Raw genomic sequence first — 14379 nt, forward strand, 5'->3', positions numbered from 1 at the left:
GTGTTGGAATTGAAGCGAATCATGATCATTGAAGATGAAGAGTCTATCAGAGGCTTCATTGAAATCAATTTAAAACGATATGGATACAGTGTGCTCCAGGCGGACAATGCAGAGTCCGGCCTCGAACAGCTGAAGAAGGAAGATACGACCGTCGATATCGTCCTTCTCGATGTGATGCTGCCGGGGATGAATGGATTTGAAGCGTGCAAAGAGATCCGGGAATGGAACTCATCCATCGGCATCATCATGTTGACGGCGAAAGTACAGGAAATGGATAAAGTCCATGGCTTGATGAACGGGGCCGACGATTATATTTCGAAGCCCTTCAGTCCGAATGAACTCATTGCCAGAATTGAAGCACTGCTGAGGAGAATCCGTCCTGTTGAACCGGAAAAGCCTGCTCCATCAATCTATTTAGATGAAAGCAGGCGCCTCCTGAAGTTGAAGGGAAAGGACGTCGATTTGTCCCCGGTGGAATATGAATTGATCAGCACCATCCTGAAAGCAAATGGAAAATCCATCAGCCGCCACGACCTCTTGGACCAGGTGTGGGGGATCAACTATATGGGGGACCCGAAGATCGTCGATGTCAACATCAGGCGGATCCGGCGGAAAATTGAAGAAGACCCTTCCTCCCCCCGGTACTTGTTGACGGTGTGGGGTTACGGATACCGCTGGGATGAATCCGGGGAAGGAAAACATAATGGGAATTAGACGGCGGATACTCATACAGAATCTGACGCTGATCACCATGACGATCCTATTGTTTCTAGGAATCGTCGCTTCCGGCATCTATCATTATTATTACAATGGCACGGCTGAAATCCTGCAAAATCATGCACAGAACTCAGCTTCATTCGCGAAGCGCTATAGTCATTTATCTTCCTACAACCTGAGGGAGAACCTGCAGGATCTTCAAAGCAACTTCTCCATCGATCAGGCAGAAACACAAATTTTGAGCGGAAGCGGTCGTGTCCTATCGTCCTCCAGCGGGTTCATTCCGGGGGAAAAACAGGATTATCCGGATGTAAAGGATGCCTTCTCAAAAGGAAAAGGAACCTGGTTCGGCACCAATCCCGCAACAGGAGAACGCATCCTTGCCGTATCGGTTCCACTGGAATCCAGCGATAAAACGATCGGCATCCTCCGCTTCGTCACCTCACTCGAAGCGCTGGATAATAATTTTCAAACGATCCTGATCACACTGTCAGCGATCGGAATCGGGATCCTTGGGATTGTCTTCGTGGTCAGTACCTTTTTCTCACGGATCATCACCGAGCCCGTCATCGAATTGACGAACGTTTCGAACCGTATGGCAGAAGGAGACCTGGAAGCAAGGGTGGACGGGCAGTACAAGGATGAATTCCACACCTTGAGCCAGACATTCAACAATATGGGGAAAGAACTACTCAGGACGGAAAAAATGAAAAACGAATTCATCTCATCCGTTTCCCATGAACTCCGGACCCCCCTCACCTCCATCAAGGGCTGGAGCGAGACATTGCAGACGGGTGACCCTGAGAATGTGGAAGAAACCAAAACGGGACTTTCCATCATCACGAAAGAAACAGACAGACTGATCGACATGGTGGAAGAACTGCTGGACTTCTCCCGTTATCAGAACGGGACTTTTGAAATCAACCCGTCACCCTTTTATTTTGACCGTCTGGTGAAGGAAGTCATATTACAGCTAGATAAAAAGCGCAAGCAAAAAGAACAGGAAATCATGCTGATGGAGGATGAACCTCTCGAACTGGTTGCTGATCAGAACAGAATCCGACAGGTGCTCCTCAACCTGATCGAGAACGCCATCAAATATTCCGGTAAAAACAGCATCATTACGGTTGGATACGAGAAGGGCGAAAATGATCTGAGATTTGAAGTGAAAGACGAGGGCGAAGGAATCGCAAAAGAACACTTACGGCATGTCTCCACCCTGTTCTATAAAGCCAACGAGAATACAGAAGGCGTCGGACTTGGGCTGGCGATTTGCAAGCAAATCATTGAACATCATGATGGTGAGCTTTTTATCAGAAGTAAAAAGCATGAAGGAACGACAGTTGGATTTACGTTGCCGCTTTTGAATAGCCGGCGGGGTTGATGGTGTGGAGAGAGGCAGATCCGGTTGGGTCTGTCTTTTTTTGTGGAGTGGCCGAAGTTGCATGAATCACTGTATATTTGTTAGGTCGTCATTGTTAATATTTGGTTAATGGCTGGATTTTTGGTGATTTCGGCTGGATTTTTTGTCAAAACGGCTTGATTCTTCCTACTTTCCGCTGGTTTTCCATTCTAAACGGCTTGATTTTAACAAATTCCGGCCGGATTCCTCGTCGATCGAAGTCAGAAAGCCAGGGGACAGACCCCCTGGCTAGTTTTTTTCGTTGTTTGAATGAGCCAAGGTGCCTGTCACCCGGCTTCTTTAAAAGAAATATCCCCTATCCACCCTCACGAAATGATAATCAATACCTGGTCGTCATCGGTTAATGTTCTTTGTTCTGATGTGACAGTACTGGGTATGAGTTGTTAAACGAGGATTTGAACCTCGAGGGTCACCCCGAAACCCCTGCCAGGATTACAACATACACCTGTTGCGTGGTTTGGTATTCGCCTTATTCATTTCGCTACCAGCTTTCTCTTATTCTAATAGGTCAGTTTTCCAATTTAGCTCCTGTATCTTCATATCAATCAATCGATAGTTCTTGGATAATTCGTCCACAAGCTTTTGGGTTTCCCTGATGTCGATGGTGCTGACATGCTTTATTTCCGTTCGGGAGTACCGGTCATGACGGACGTTGGCATGTTCCAGGAGATCACTGTAAATCTGTCTCTCCCTGCCAAGCAGATCGCGTTTTGTGAGGGCATCTGCCAGAGTCAGTCCCTTGTCATACTCCGTAAGCAGGTTTGTTTTGTTGATTTGAATAATCAACTCCTTTAACTGATGTAAGTGTTTCGTTAGATCCTTCATTAATTCCTTTGGCTCTTCACCTGGAAGGTCCCCTTCTTGGACAACAACATTTTGGATGAGCCGATTCCGTAAATGCTCCACCCTCTTTTGGAAATCAGATCGCATTATAAGTGCCTCTGCTAATTTCATCTTTTCACCCCTTTATAAAAATCCTCCACATACCACGTCGGCACCGGATTCTTCATCCCGTCAAACCAACCGAGCACTTCCTTCGCTTGCTTCTTCATCGTAGCCACTTCCTCTTCCCCGAACATCATCGCCCACGGAATGGACGACAGCATGTTGCTGCTGATGTAAAAGGCCATGAGCCTAAAGAAAGCCTCCGGCGGGCGTCCACTGAAATAGCCGTTCAGCTGTCCCGTGGCAAAATAAGGGCTCACAGATGCGCTGAAGGGGATGCGGTTGAACTCCTCCCACGGATCACCGAAGTCATGGCGATTGAAGTCGATGACGGAGAGTTCGCCTGTTTCTGAAATCACCATATTCCCCACGTGATAATCACCGTGATGAAAGGTTTGCGGACGTCCTACGAGAAGATGCCGGTTTGCCTCTATGTATTCAAGAATGAGGTCGCCAGCATCGATTTTCACAGGACAATCATGATATTGCTGGATCTTTTTGTCGACCTTGCGATTGAATTTCGTTTCCCACTTTTCATGATCGGGTGGTGCTTGCGTGGAGTGAATTTCCCGGAGATAACGACCCGCCTTCAGACCGAGTTCATACTGCACTGTATCCGAAAGCATGGGCAGTACCTCAGCCGCGTCGTCCCCTTCACACCACGTAAATAGCGTATACACTTGATCATCTTCACACACACCGAACTCGAGGGGCTTTGACATCGGGATCCCCGACTCGGCCAGACGCTTCATCGCCTCGAACTCGCTCTTCTTACTTTCATATTCGGAAGCATCCGCCGTCCGGAGCAGCAGCCTTTCACCCGTTTCGGCTTCAACATAATATTTCTTGTCACTGGACCAGCCTTTAGTGATGGGGTCGATTTTTTTAAAATGGTATTCGGTTTTGATATTGAGCATCCTGCACCTCCAGTGAGCATTGGACATATCCTGATAAGTTGTTTCGCACTCCTAATTTTACCAGTATGTATTTTCAGAAGATAGAGATATGTTAAAATAACCCAAGTAATGCATTTTTAACAAGAGATTGGAGCTGTAACAATGAAGAGAAGGAACCTATTCGTCGTGATGACCTTATCCGCAATGTTATTGGTGGGAATGTCCGCCTGTAGTCAATCTTCAGATGAGGATGCCGCCAATCAGCCTGAATCGGATGCTGTTTCCGTAGACTCATCTGGGGATAGTACAACCGCATCGGACGCTAACGGGAAGGATCAATCAAAGGAGACATCCGTTGAAAGTAGTACGCCGGAGCAGGATGATCCCGTCACCAAAGTGGAAGGAAAGCAAACGTATATAGAAAAACTGGATAACATCCAAAAGGAACTGGATGCGATGCCGGATAAAAAAGATTCCGATAAAGGTGTCACCAACGCCATGAAAAACTATTATGGCGTGTCTTATGAGAAGTATGATGATGCCTTGAATGAGATTTATGTCCTGCTGAAGAAAGAGCTGTCTCCTGAAGTCATGGCAGAGTTAAAAACGGAACAATTGCAATGGATTGAGGAGAAAGAAGAAAAAGCGGAGAAAGAAAGATTGAAATATGAAGGCGGCACGTTTGAAAATGTGGCGTGGTATATCTCCTTGTATGAATCCACGAAGGATCGGTGCTATGAGTTGGTGGAGGAATATATGAGAAACTAAAGCACGAGGTGAGTTTCAGGACTTCCCTCTTTTTTTCACCTGAATAGGCTCTCGCACATACACTGCTTGCACGGCAGTCTGTTGAATAGGAGTTGACTAGAATGTTTGTTTACAGAAGCAACGCTCAAACAGTGTATGGCAATCCACCTGGATACTATCCCCATGTACGTCAGTATCCAGGTGGGTATGAAACGGAGATAGATATTCTCAGGAAACAATATGACATGCTGGATCGAAAGATTTATTCTTTAACTCAAAGAGTCGAAAGGATTGAGAGGCACCTTGGGATTCTGCGATAATTCGCTTATTTTATAAAAAGGTGCTTATCAGCAAACGGACATCGGGGAATTGATCCGGGTTCCCCCCTTTTTAATCCGGATTCAAAAGAATGAATCACTTATATGAATGATTAAACCGTATCAGAAATAATGAATCCGTTTTCCCATATATTCAACGTCTGTGTCGAATTTTCTCTACGAAACAGATGTACGAGAACCGGCCCCATGTTCAACAGACCTCTCCTTCTTGATCACAATCACAAACAAACTCGCTACGACACAAAAAAGGCCCGCTAAGAAAAATGCCCACGTGTATGAATCAAAGGCTTGGAAGATCACTCCGCCACCAAAGGCTGCCACGGCGGCACCTGCCTGGTGGGAGGCAAAGATCCATCCGTATACGACCCCACTTTTCTTCACTCCAAATACTTGCCGGGAAATCCCTATGGTCGGCGGAACCGTGGCGATCCAGTCCAATCCGTAGAAAACAGCGAAAATGATCAGTAACGGATAAGACCCTTGCGATAAGGCAATCGGAAGTAACAGAAGCGACGCTCCCCTCAAAGCATAATACCAGAATAATAACCAGCGATTATCAAACCGGTCTGATAACCATCCGGAAAGGGTGGTCCCGACAAGATCAAAAATCCCCATAAATGAAAGAAGCGATGCAGCCGTGACTAAAGGAACACCGTAACTGATACAGTAGGACACAAAATGCGTTCCGATGAGCCCGCTCGTTGAAAGACCGCACACAAAGAAGCTCCCTGCCAACAACCAGAATTCCTTCACTTTTACCGCTTCAAATAATCCTTTGAAAGCAATCGCAATGGGGTTATGCTTCTGTTCATCAACAGTGATTGCTTCTTCGTTTTCAAGACCATAAGGAAGACTTCCCACTTCCTTTGGCGAGTTCTTCATGAATAAAAAAATGATGACTAGCATGATGACACTGAGGATCATAATGAGGGCAATCGCCCATCTCCACGAATATTGATCAATCAGCATGGCGAGGATCGGCAGCAGGATGAGCTGACCCGTTGCCGTACTGGCCGTCAGGATCCCTAATGCAAGACCCCTTCTTTTTTCAAACCATGTGTTCGCGACATAAGGGCTCAGCACGGTTAAAAACAGACCGGATCCCAACCCGATAATGATTCCCCATATGAGGATGAGCTGCCACGAATGCTGCATCAAAAAGGTAAGCAACGTACCCATGAGCAGGGTGGCCATGGATATCAACATGATTTTCTTTAGTCCAAGCACTTCGATGAGCGCCGCCATAAATGGACCTGAGATCCCGTATAGGAATAACCCAACGGCAAAGGCCAGTGAAATGACGGACCGATCCCAGTGAAATTCGTTTTCAAAAGGTTCGATAAACACACCGGATGAGGACCTGACAATTCCGGCTACAATGATCGAGAAAAAAACGACCATCAAGATGATCCAGCTGTAATGAATGCGATTCCGCCCCATGCTTCCTCCCACATCCTTTAAAAAATGATATAATTACTATATTGAACAAAATGAACAATATAATATTTTTATTATAGTGTACAATATGGTTATTATATTGTATATAGGAGGTATCCGTTTTTGAAAAAAATTCATGGAATCATTTCACATAATCTAAAGAACATACGAGACAAAAGAAAGTTAAGCCTGGATGATCTCTCCAGCCTGACCGGGGTCAGTAAAAGCCTCTTACGTCAAATTGAAAAAGAAGAATCCAACCCGACGATCTCGACCATTTGGAAAATCGCCGACGGGTTGAAAATACCCTTCACATCCTTGATGGAGCGAGAAATCCCCCAAACGGAAATCATCAGGAAATCAGAGATCGAGCCGTTGATCGAGGATAATGGATTGTACCGGTTATTTCCTTACTTTAGCCTCGAGGATCAAAAACCATTTGAAATGTACTCAGTCGAATTAGAGCCTGCCGCCACCCTGGATGCCAATCCGCATCACTCTGGAGCCATTGAATGCATTACGGTGTTCAGCGGAACCTTTTCTTTGAACGTCAATGAAAAGGAGTATGTGCTGCAAACGGGGGACTCCATTAAATTCAAGGCAGACACCCCTCATACATATTCAAATCCCGGCAGCGAAATGACGAATTTGAGCATGATCATTTACTATTCAGAATCAAACTAAAAACAGAATGCCGGGTGTGGCATTCTGTTTCTTCTTTTGGGAGAACCGTGGGGACTGGGACAAAAATGTTTAGTGCAGGACGAAGAATCCTGCCGATCTCCGCAATCGCCTCTCATTGATTTTCGGCATGACTGTCATTTTTTCTGTTTATGATTGAATGAGGATACCCTTTAAATAATCATTTACAAGGAACACGAGAACGGTCCCTCTGCCCCCTTTTCAATTCGTATTTCCCGGCTTATACATATACGGATTATGGTTATGCCCCTCATCATTATCGGTATCGATATCCAACTGGCCTTTCGCATTATAACTGGCAAGGGTGATATCATCCAGTTTATCAAAGGCTATGTTCTGCCTGGTCAGCTCTCTTTTCAGCCACTCTTCATCCAATTTCAAGTATTTCATATTGTGCATGAGGATCTGACCGTTCATAACGAGGGGGATCGGAATGAACGCAGCCCCGGGGAACAGGTTCAAGTCAGACGGCTGTACAGGTCTTGCATACGATTTCGGGATGACGCTAACCTTCCCCATATTTTCCATCGTGGCCATTTCAATATCCTTCACCGTGGCATACCCTTTTTCTCTTAAGGTACCTAGAAGCTCATCGGTTGTGATCCTGGCTTTCCGTAAGCCTTTCTCATCAATATCGCCATTGCGTACCAGAACGGTGGGAGTAGTAATCAGGAGCCAGCGCAGCTTATTATTAAGGGTAAGGATCGAGAACAGGATATACACCAATGTAAACACCAGTCCATAGCTTAGGGCTGACGGAATCCCTTTATCCACCAATGGTTCACTCACAATCGTCCCTAATACGACAATAAACAAGAGATCAAAGCTATTCATCTCAGAGACTGCCTTCTTCCCTGCAAACCGGAGCAATATATAGGAAGCAATGAAGATGATGATCGGACTGTAGATATATTCCCAAATATTCATAGATGGTCCCCCTTATGTTGATGGCATATCTGTTCCCGCATAGTGTTCCTCAAGAAATCAAATATATGAAAAAACGAGGTCCGTCCCTCTAAAAGGGGCGAACCTCGTTTTTTCGGTATTTAAAATATGATTTTTTTATCTCGTTCGTCTTTCAGGATTTCGACTGCTTCCCGGAAGCGTTGGGAGTGGATGATTTCTCTTTCTCTCAGGAAGCGGAGACCGTCATTCAGATCAGGGTCGTCACTCATATTGATGATCCATTGATACGTGGCTCTGGCTTTCTCTTCTGCGGCGATGTCTTCATACAGATCGGCAATCGGATCCCCCTTTGCCTGGATATAGGAGGCCGTGAAGGGGACACCAGCAGCGTTATGATAAAAGATGGCATTATCGTGGTTCACGTAATGAGGATCAAGTCCCGCATCTTTCATTTGCTGCGGTGTCGCGTCTTTGATCAGTTTATAGACCATCGTCGCAATCATCTCTAAATGTGCGAACTCTTCCGTACCGATATCCGTCAGAAGGCCAATGACTTTATCAGGGATCGTGTAGCGTTGGTTAAGGTATCTGAGAGCCGCTGCAAGCTCCCCATCGGCACCGCCGTATTGTTCGATCAGAAATTTAGCCAGTTTCGGATTACAGGTGCTGACCCTAACGGGATATTGTAGTTTCTTCTCATAAACCCACATATTATCTATTCGCTCCTTTGTTCTACATTAAACTTGCCATGGCCACGGGGCGTCTTTCCAGTCCCAGGGATAATTTGAGTAGCTGTAACCAAATCCGGTCAACGGCCCGAACTCCTTCTCGAATTTCTTCTTGATCTGCTTCCTCATCCGGGTATATTCGTTGTACTGCTTAATGGCCTCATAATCCTCCGGATGGGTATCCAAATACAAGGTGAGTTCAACAATGACGAAATCGACGGTCTGAAGTTCTTCCATGATCTCATAATAATGAGCGGGAAGCTGCTTCATGATGAATCACCATCCTTTAATTCATACGGACTGTAATAAGGATCATAGAATGCTTTCCAAAGCGTTCCCGCCTTTAAGGCTTCCTTTGGTGAAAATTGCTCCAGATTTGGAGGTTGAAACCCCATATATAAATTAGGTGGTGTGGAGTACACTTTCTTCTTAATGGGCGGACACGGATCAAAGGGACTAACATACGGATAATACACTTTATAATTTTGATGTTGTTGCAAGAGACTCCCTCCAGTTTTTGGCCATATCTTTTTATAGGTATGAAGGAAGCACGTGAAACATTCATATTCGTTTTTTAATCATAATCGATCGTCAAACGTGCACCCTTATAAGCAGGACCATGAAGAGGAAGATCGATGACAGTCTCTGAGCTTATCGTCATAGGTGTCCATTGATGGGTAGAAACTCTATATAACTCTCCATACTATGAGGGATGGTCAGAAATTCGATTGCTGGTCTAACTCTAACTCTTGTACCCATTGGAAACATGTCTGATAATCGGGCATGTTTTTTTTACATATATCTCACTGGATAGGAAAGGAGTCCAACCGTGAAAACCATACACAGAATCGATCAAATATTAGTGCAGCAAATTGGTGTGTGCCCCTCTCTTATCACGTGGGGATGCTCAATCGGTGTTCAGTTGGGATTATGGTCTTACGGATTTGAAGTATTGCCCTTCATTCTGGCGTACTTACCTAATAACCTTGCTCTTATGCATGTGGTCGTCATAGGATTGTTTCAATTTAGAACTCATGTCTTTTTATGGGTGAAATCAATCATATTCGGATTGTTGTTGTCCTATATAGGGGAGACTTTCTTCTAATGGATTAAAGTCTATAACCCTTCCAACTGAAGGCACTTATACTCTTTACCAATCTATATAGTGATTTTCCTGGTAGCCGATTGGCTTTCAAAAAGAGATGAGTACGAGAAGATAGACTGAAGAAAACAAAAAAACAAGCATTCACCAGTGCTTGTTTATGTTTTGAAAAAAATTCCGTTAGATGAAAACCCTCAAATCAAAAGAGCTCAGGGATTTTCTGAAGTCTTGCCAGACTCAGGCATAGCGTCTCCACTCTACATATGAAATATCCCAACCATTCACACCTATTAAAGGAGATACCCTACATAATCTGATTGGCTACGGGAAGAGTAATCAATGTGCTTATTCCAGTTCATGAAAGGCGGGCACAATATGACACTCAGGAGGATGATCATGGGAATTTTAAGTGGTAACCCACAAGAAGAACCGTTGCATTTTGGAGAGGTATTTGGAAGCTGGAGTTATTTGTTAACAGCAAAAGCTGCTGTGGCGGGTTATCAGATGCAGTTAAATCACGCTGGAGATGATGACCTAAAGAAGTTATTGAAAGATTCAGTTGAAGACGGTCAAGAGGAAATCAAGCAGGTGGAGAAACTATTGAAAGAAAATGGGATCGGCCTCCCGCCTACTCCTCCAGAGCCACCCCATGCTTGCCTGGATGATATCCCGACCGGTGCACGCATGCCCGATCCGGCTATTGCCGCTGCTCTTTCTGCGGATATAGCATCAGGCTTAGTTGCATGCAGCACGATTATGGGACAAAGCATCCGTGAAGATGTGGCCATGATGTTCGGGCAATTCCATATGCAAAAAGCCCAAATGGGAGCGAAAGTACTCAAATTGAACAAAGAAAAGGGATGGTTGATCCCTCCGCCCCTTCACAAAAACAAGAATGAACATTGTGAGTAATTTGGTATCTATTTAGGAGAATTCTCAGGTTGTTTAACCATTTAATCAGCCTGAGAATTTTTTTGTTTCACCATGCATTTTATATATAAAGAAGAAGGTCCGTCCTTTGGAACGAACCTTCTTCTTTATGGCTTCAATATCACTTTGATACAGTCATCATCTTTGTCGTTAAATAGTTGATACCCTTTCGCCGCCTCATCAAGTTTCAGTTTGTGGGTGATGATGGAAGTGGAGTCGATTTCCCCTTTGACGATTTGGTCATAAAGGGGCTCCATATAGGCACGAGCGTGAGATTGCCCCATCTTCAGCGTGATATTACGGGCAAAGAAGGCTCCAAGCGGGAACATATTGTAAAGGCCGCCATATACGCCGGTCAGTTGAACAGTTCCACATTTCCGAACGGCTTTTGTGGCAATCTGGATCGGTCCGAGGGTCCCTCCTTGCAACTTTAATTTTTGCTCCATGTATTCAAGTGGGGACTTTTTCCCGTCCATCCCGACACAATCAATGACGACATCGGCGCCACCCTTGGTCAACTCTTTCAGTGTCTCCCCCATGTCATCGTAATGAGTGAAATCAAACGTTTCCGTCTGATTCATCTTCTTGGAGTGGCGGAGGCGGTAATCGAAATAATCCACGGCAATGACTCTTTTCGCCCCCTTTTTCCAGGCAAACTGCTGGGTCATCAATCCTACAGGGCCACAGCCCAGGACTATAACCGTATCTCCTTTTTTAACACCTGCATTTTCCACACTCCAGTAGGCGGTAGGAAGGACATCGGATAACAGAAGAATGTCTTCATCCTCCAGTTCACAATTCTCAGGTACAAGAAAAGGGGTATAGTTCCCAAATGGGACACGCAGATATTCCGCTTGTCCTCCCGGATAATTCCCGAATTTTTCCGAATAGCCAAGGAGACCCCCCGAGTCGTAGTGGGGATTGGAGTTGTCACATTGACTCTCTAGGTGATTGTGACAATACGGGCATGTCCCGCATGCGACGGTAAACGGGATGATGACGCGGTCTCCCTTCTTCACTTTGGTGACATCCTTCCCTACTTCCTCTACGATGCCCATGGGCTCATGACCGATGACATACCCAATCGGCAGCGGGAAGTTACCCTTATACAAATGGAGATCAGATCCGCAAATGGCAGTGGAGGTAATTTTGATGATGACATCCTGTGTGTCTTGAATCCGGGGATCTTCTACTTTCTTAACGGCAATAGTATTCTTTCCTTGGTACGTGACAGCTTTCATGATGATCCTCCTTCAGTTTATTGAAGATGTTTCGGCGGAGGGTTGACGGAGCCACTCTGCTGAATTTCTTTAAAGATATCTTCCCCGCCTGTTTTCTGACTCACCGGCCTCGTCGCCGCCGGGGCAACGTTGAGCATATTGATCAATCGATCTACCTTTGCCTGAAGCTGGTTAAGATCCTGTATGGTCACAGGCTTTGCTTGAGGCATCAATTCCACTCCCACCTGACCATTCGGTTCAAGCGTCGCCCACTTCACATCCGAAATTTTGCTGACTCCCTGCTGTCTTAACTTCATCTCAAGCTGATCGACGGTCATGCGGAGCTTTTTGAAATTCTTTTCCTGTATGGTGCCGTTTTCAATTAAAATCTTAGCTTTTCCGGTAATAAATTGTTCCACTCGATCTGATTTCACCTGGAGATACTCCATGATCATGAGGGTGAAGACAAGGATGAGACCTACACCGATTGTCGTCCAAATGTTCTTCCCGGCAACAGGTTGAATGAGCAATGACCCGATACCGATCATGATAACCGTTTGTGCCAGGGTCATCTGGGAGATTGATTTCCTCCCAGCGATTCTTAATAAAAGTGTTCCAGCCAATACAATAAGGATGGCTTTCCAAATCCAATCAAAATCCATAATAACTTCCGCTCCTTTCCTTTCTTTAATGCGGCATTGCCACTTCATCAAACAATAAAGATCCATTTCCTTCATGTTTGAAAATCTTTTTCGTCTTCTGAATGAATTCAGTCCATGCTACAGGTTTCTTTTTCTTATGAACCTTTAGCAGGACAGGGACCAACAAAGAATTCCCACGTGTCCTTCCGAGGTAGTATAGGGTAGTCTTACCACACACGAATTTCTTACTTTCTCACCTTGTTGTTTCAAATTATCCATCCTTTTAAAAAAGTACTATTTTATAAGTATTGGGTTGCAGGAAGCTAGTTATCCTTATGAATATCTTGAATATGACCCAATAAGTGGCACATTAACCGTGCAAAGCAACCTTACAGCAGGTAACCTGTTTGAGAAAGAAAGAATAATGATCATCTCTATTCCTTACACTAAGGAAAATGGACAAAGAGGTGAAACCGCTCCATGGATCCTACCGAATTGACATCAAACGAATTAATCACCATCATAAGCGCTATCGTACTCGGAACATTGGCAAGACTCATTACCATTAAAGAGGATTTTAGACAATATCCCAGCTATCCGAATGGCTACCTGATTCAGATCATCACGGGATTCGTAGCTGCAGCCCTTGGCGCAGTGGCCATCCCGGCTTTATTAAGTAAAAACTTCGTTGCCGTGACGTTCCTTACTCTTGCCCTCCAGCAGTTCAGGGATGTTCGTAAAATGGAGAAAGAGAGTTTGAGCGACTTGGAGGAAACGGAATTCACCTACCGCGGGAAGGCATACATAGATGGCATTGCCAAAACCTTTGAAGCAAGGAATTACCTTGCTTTCATCGTGGCACTCACCACTTCTCTCACGATTTCCGTTCTTCAAAATGCCCTCAAAGTAGAAAATCTCCCTTTATGTATCGCAGGAGGTGCACTGGTTGGGTTTGGCCTTCTATATTATTTACAGCGGTTCACAAAAGGCAAGACAATCGGGGATATTGCAGAGGTTAAAGAAGGTAAGGTAGCAGTCAAGGATTCTTCCTTATATGTGGATGATATGTACGTCAGCAATCTCCTTGGAACAGATAACGCCGAGAAGCTGTTTACAGAGGAAGGAATGGCCGTCGTCATCTTCCCGAAGGAGAATCACTTCCGGATCAACCTGGATCATTTCGGTCAGCGACAGGCTGCACTGTTTGAAGCATGCCGGGCATTGGGGGTTAAGCGATATCAATTTACGAGGAAGGATTATGAGGATGGGAAAGTCATGATTGCGCTTGTCCCCATTAAGAAGGATATAGATGCCTTCATTGAGGCCGTTAAGAAATGTCCGTTGCTCGAAAGCACGAAAAAATCCCATTCCGTGATGAAAACCAACTTGAAAGGGTGATGAAAGATGGGAAGGGAAGGTTCGATGAAGCCACCTTACGAGATACTCGCTTACTTAACGTCCAACCGCGACAGAGTCATAAACGGGGGACCACTGCTTTTATACAGTTCTGATCTGGATGAATTAAAGCAGATGACGGTTGATATTGCGAAGGGGTTAAAAGCAGACGTGGTTCAGATGACAAATGGTGATTTTCTGGTCATACGGATTTAACAAAGGAAAACACCCGGGTATGCCAATCCCCGGGCA

The 14379-nt window shown here is 45.1% G+C and carries 18 protein-coding genes; 9 read left to right on the top strand and 9 right to left on the bottom strand.

Annotated elements, in window-relative coordinates; translation table 11 throughout:
- Nucleotides 1–9: 9 nt before the first annotated feature.
- The gene (locus SLH55_RS03565) at nt 10–714 is read left to right on the top strand and encodes a response regulator transcription factor (protein ID WP_320322668.1); all 705 of its coding nucleotides are present in this window, start codon (nt 10–12) and stop codon (nt 712–714) included.
- Complete coding sequence (locus SLH55_RS03570) at nt 704–2101, top strand: sensor histidine kinase (protein WP_320322669.1); 1398 nt, start codon at nt 704–706, stop codon at nt 2099–2101. Before SLH55_RS03565 ends, SLH55_RS03570 begins: the two co-directional genes overlap by 11 nt.
- A gap of 534 nt (nt 2102–2635) precedes the next feature.
- On the opposite strand, the gene SLH55_RS03575 is transcribed toward SLH55_RS03570, so the two are convergent.
- Nucleotides 2636–3094, bottom strand: a complete 459-nt coding sequence (locus SLH55_RS03575) for a DIP1984 family protein (RefSeq protein WP_320322670.1) — start codon at nt 3092–3094, stop codon at nt 2636–2638.
- Nucleotides 3091–4002: a phosphotransferase family protein gene (locus SLH55_RS03580; RefSeq protein WP_320322671.1), complete on the bottom strand. Its 912-nt coding sequence runs from the start codon at nt 4000–4002 to the stop codon at nt 3091–3093. Before SLH55_RS03580 ends, SLH55_RS03575 begins: the two co-directional genes overlap by 4 nt.
- A 141-nt stretch (nt 4003–4143) precedes the next feature.
- Between SLH55_RS03580 and SLH55_RS03585 the strand changes: the two genes are divergently transcribed.
- Nucleotides 4144–4749: a lysozyme inhibitor LprI family protein gene (locus SLH55_RS03585; protein ID WP_219167354.1), complete on the top strand. Its 606-nt coding sequence runs from the start codon at nt 4144–4146 to the stop codon at nt 4747–4749.
- Between the two features lie 101 nt (nt 4750–4850).
- On the top strand, nt 4851–5048 hold the full coding sequence (locus tag SLH55_RS03590; RefSeq protein WP_219167355.1) for a hypothetical protein: 198 nt from the start codon (nt 4851–4853) through the stop codon (nt 5046–5048).
- A gap of 174 nt (nt 5049–5222) precedes the next feature.
- Here the strand turns inward: SLH55_RS03590 and SLH55_RS03595 are convergent, their stop codons facing one another.
- Nucleotides 5223–6506, bottom strand: a complete 1284-nt coding sequence (locus SLH55_RS03595; protein ID WP_219167356.1) for an MFS transporter — start codon at nt 6504–6506, stop codon at nt 5223–5225.
- A gap of 120 nt (nt 6507–6626) precedes the next feature.
- On the opposite strand from SLH55_RS03595, the gene SLH55_RS03600 reads away from it, so the two are divergent.
- Nucleotides 6627–7187: an XRE family transcriptional regulator gene (locus SLH55_RS03600; RefSeq protein WP_320322672.1), complete on the top strand. Its 561-nt coding sequence runs from the start codon at nt 6627–6629 to the stop codon at nt 7185–7187.
- Nucleotides 7188–7406: 219 nt separating this feature from the next.
- Here the strand turns inward: SLH55_RS03600 and SLH55_RS03605 are convergent, their stop codons facing one another.
- The 4 genes from SLH55_RS03605 to SLH55_RS03620 all read right to left on the bottom strand — a co-directional run bounded on the left by SLH55_RS03605 (nt 7407) and on the right by SLH55_RS03620 (nt 9339).
- Nucleotides 7407–8132: a DUF421 domain-containing protein gene (locus SLH55_RS03605; protein ID WP_320322673.1), complete on the bottom strand. Its 726-nt coding sequence runs from the start codon at nt 8130–8132 to the stop codon at nt 7407–7409.
- Nucleotides 8133–8251: 119 nt separating this feature from the next.
- Nucleotides 8252–8821, bottom strand: coding sequence for a manganese catalase family protein (locus tag SLH55_RS03610; protein WP_320322674.1), 570 nt, complete (start codon nt 8819–8821; stop codon nt 8252–8254).
- Nucleotides 8822–8848: 27 nt separating this feature from the next.
- Nucleotides 8849–9109, bottom strand: coding sequence for a spore coat protein CotJB (locus SLH55_RS03615; RefSeq protein ID WP_219167360.1), 261 nt, complete (start codon nt 9107–9109; stop codon nt 8849–8851).
- The gene (locus tag SLH55_RS03620; RefSeq protein WP_219167361.1) at nt 9106–9339 is read right to left on the bottom strand and encodes a spore coat associated protein CotJA; all 234 of its coding nucleotides are present in this window, start codon (nt 9337–9339) and stop codon (nt 9106–9108) included. The genes SLH55_RS03615 and SLH55_RS03620 overlap by 4 nt, the downstream gene beginning before the upstream one ends.
- A 329-nt stretch (nt 9340–9668) precedes the next feature.
- Between SLH55_RS03620 and SLH55_RS03625 the strand changes: the two genes are divergently transcribed.
- Both SLH55_RS03625 and SLH55_RS03630 read left to right on the top strand, forming a co-directional pair.
- On the top strand, nt 9669–9944 hold the full coding sequence (locus SLH55_RS03625; protein ID WP_320322675.1) for a hypothetical protein: 276 nt from the start codon (nt 9669–9671) through the stop codon (nt 9942–9944).
- A 393-nt stretch (nt 9945–10337) separates the two neighbouring features.
- On the top strand, nt 10338–10853 hold the full coding sequence (locus tag SLH55_RS03630; protein WP_219167362.1) for a DUF3231 family protein: 516 nt from the start codon (nt 10338–10340) through the stop codon (nt 10851–10853).
- Between the two features lie 125 nt (nt 10854–10978).
- Here SLH55_RS03630 and SLH55_RS03635 read toward each other — a convergent pair whose 3' ends face one another.
- Together SLH55_RS03635 and SLH55_RS03640 are read right to left on the bottom strand one after the other, a co-directional pair.
- Nucleotides 10979–12112, bottom strand: coding sequence for a zinc-dependent alcohol dehydrogenase (locus tag SLH55_RS03635; RefSeq protein ID WP_219167363.1), 1134 nt, complete (start codon nt 12110–12112; stop codon nt 10979–10981).
- Between the two features lie 17 nt (nt 12113–12129).
- Nucleotides 12130–12753, bottom strand: a complete 624-nt coding sequence (locus SLH55_RS03640) for a DUF421 domain-containing protein (protein WP_219167364.1) — start codon at nt 12751–12753, stop codon at nt 12130–12132.
- Nucleotides 12754–13212: 459 nt separating this feature from the next.
- Between SLH55_RS03640 and SLH55_RS03645 the strand changes: the two genes are divergently transcribed.
- Nucleotides 13213–14130 carry a YIEGIA family protein gene (locus SLH55_RS03645; protein WP_219167365.1) on the top strand — a complete coding sequence of 306 codons (918 nt, stop codon included), beginning with the start codon at nt 13213–13215 and terminating at the stop codon, nt 14128–14130.
- A 6-nt stretch (nt 14131–14136) separates the two neighbouring features.
- Nucleotides 14137–14343: a capping complex subunit for YIEGIA gene (locus SLH55_RS03650; RefSeq protein ID WP_219167366.1), complete on the top strand. Its 207-nt coding sequence runs from the start codon at nt 14137–14139 to the stop codon at nt 14341–14343.
- Nucleotides 14344–14379 lie beyond the last annotated feature (36 nt).

The organism is Rossellomorea sp. YZS02 (assembly GCF_033963925.1).
Taxonomy (GTDB): domain Bacteria; phylum Bacillota; class Bacilli; order Bacillales; family Bacillaceae_B; genus Rossellomorea.

What these genes read in the sequence shown, in the direction of transcription:
- SLH55_RS03570 (WP_320322669.1), top strand. Translation starts at nt 704, where the DNA reads ATGGGAATTAGACGGCGGATACTCATACAGAATCTGACGCTGATCACC.
- SLH55_RS03575 (WP_320322670.1), bottom strand. Translation starts at nt 3,094, where the DNA reads ATGAAATTAGCAGAGGCACTTATAATGCGATCTGATTTCCAAAAGAGG.
- SLH55_RS03580 (WP_320322671.1), bottom strand. Translation starts at nt 4,002, where the DNA reads ATGCTCAATATCAAAACCGAATACCATTTTAAAAAAATCGACCCCATC.
- SLH55_RS03585 (WP_219167354.1), top strand. Translation starts at nt 4,144, where the DNA reads ATGAAGAGAAGGAACCTATTCGTCGTGATGACCTTATCCGCAATGTTA.
- SLH55_RS03590 (WP_219167355.1), top strand. Translation starts at nt 4,851, where the DNA reads ATGTTTGTTTACAGAAGCAACGCTCAAACAGTGTATGGCAATCCACCT.
- SLH55_RS03595 (WP_219167356.1), bottom strand. Translation starts at nt 6,506, where the DNA reads ATGGGGCGGAATCGCATTCATTACAGCTGGATCATCTTGATGGTCGTT.
- SLH55_RS03605 (WP_320322673.1), bottom strand. Translation starts at nt 8,132, where the DNA reads ATGAATATTTGGGAATATATCTACAGTCCGATCATCATCTTCATTGCT.
- SLH55_RS03610 (WP_320322674.1), bottom strand. Translation starts at nt 8,821, where the DNA reads ATGTGGGTTTATGAGAAGAAACTACAATATCCCGTTAGGGTCAGCACC.
- SLH55_RS03615 (WP_219167360.1), bottom strand. Translation starts at nt 9,109, where the DNA reads ATGAAGCAGCTTCCCGCTCATTATTATGAGATCATGGAAGAACTTCAG.
- SLH55_RS03630 (WP_219167362.1), top strand. Translation starts at nt 10,338, where the DNA reads ATGGGAATTTTAAGTGGTAACCCACAAGAAGAACCGTTGCATTTTGGA.
- SLH55_RS03635 (WP_219167363.1), bottom strand. Translation starts at nt 12,112, where the DNA reads ATGAAAGCTGTCACGTACCAAGGAAAGAATACTATTGCCGTTAAGAAA.
- SLH55_RS03640 (WP_219167364.1), bottom strand. Translation starts at nt 12,753, where the DNA reads ATGGATTTTGATTGGATTTGGAAAGCCATCCTTATTGTATTGGCTGGA.
- SLH55_RS03645 (WP_219167365.1), top strand. Translation starts at nt 13,213, where the DNA reads ATGGATCCTACCGAATTGACATCAAACGAATTAATCACCATCATAAGC.
- SLH55_RS03650 (WP_219167366.1), top strand. Translation starts at nt 14,137, where the DNA reads ATGGGAAGGGAAGGTTCGATGAAGCCACCTTACGAGATACTCGCTTAC.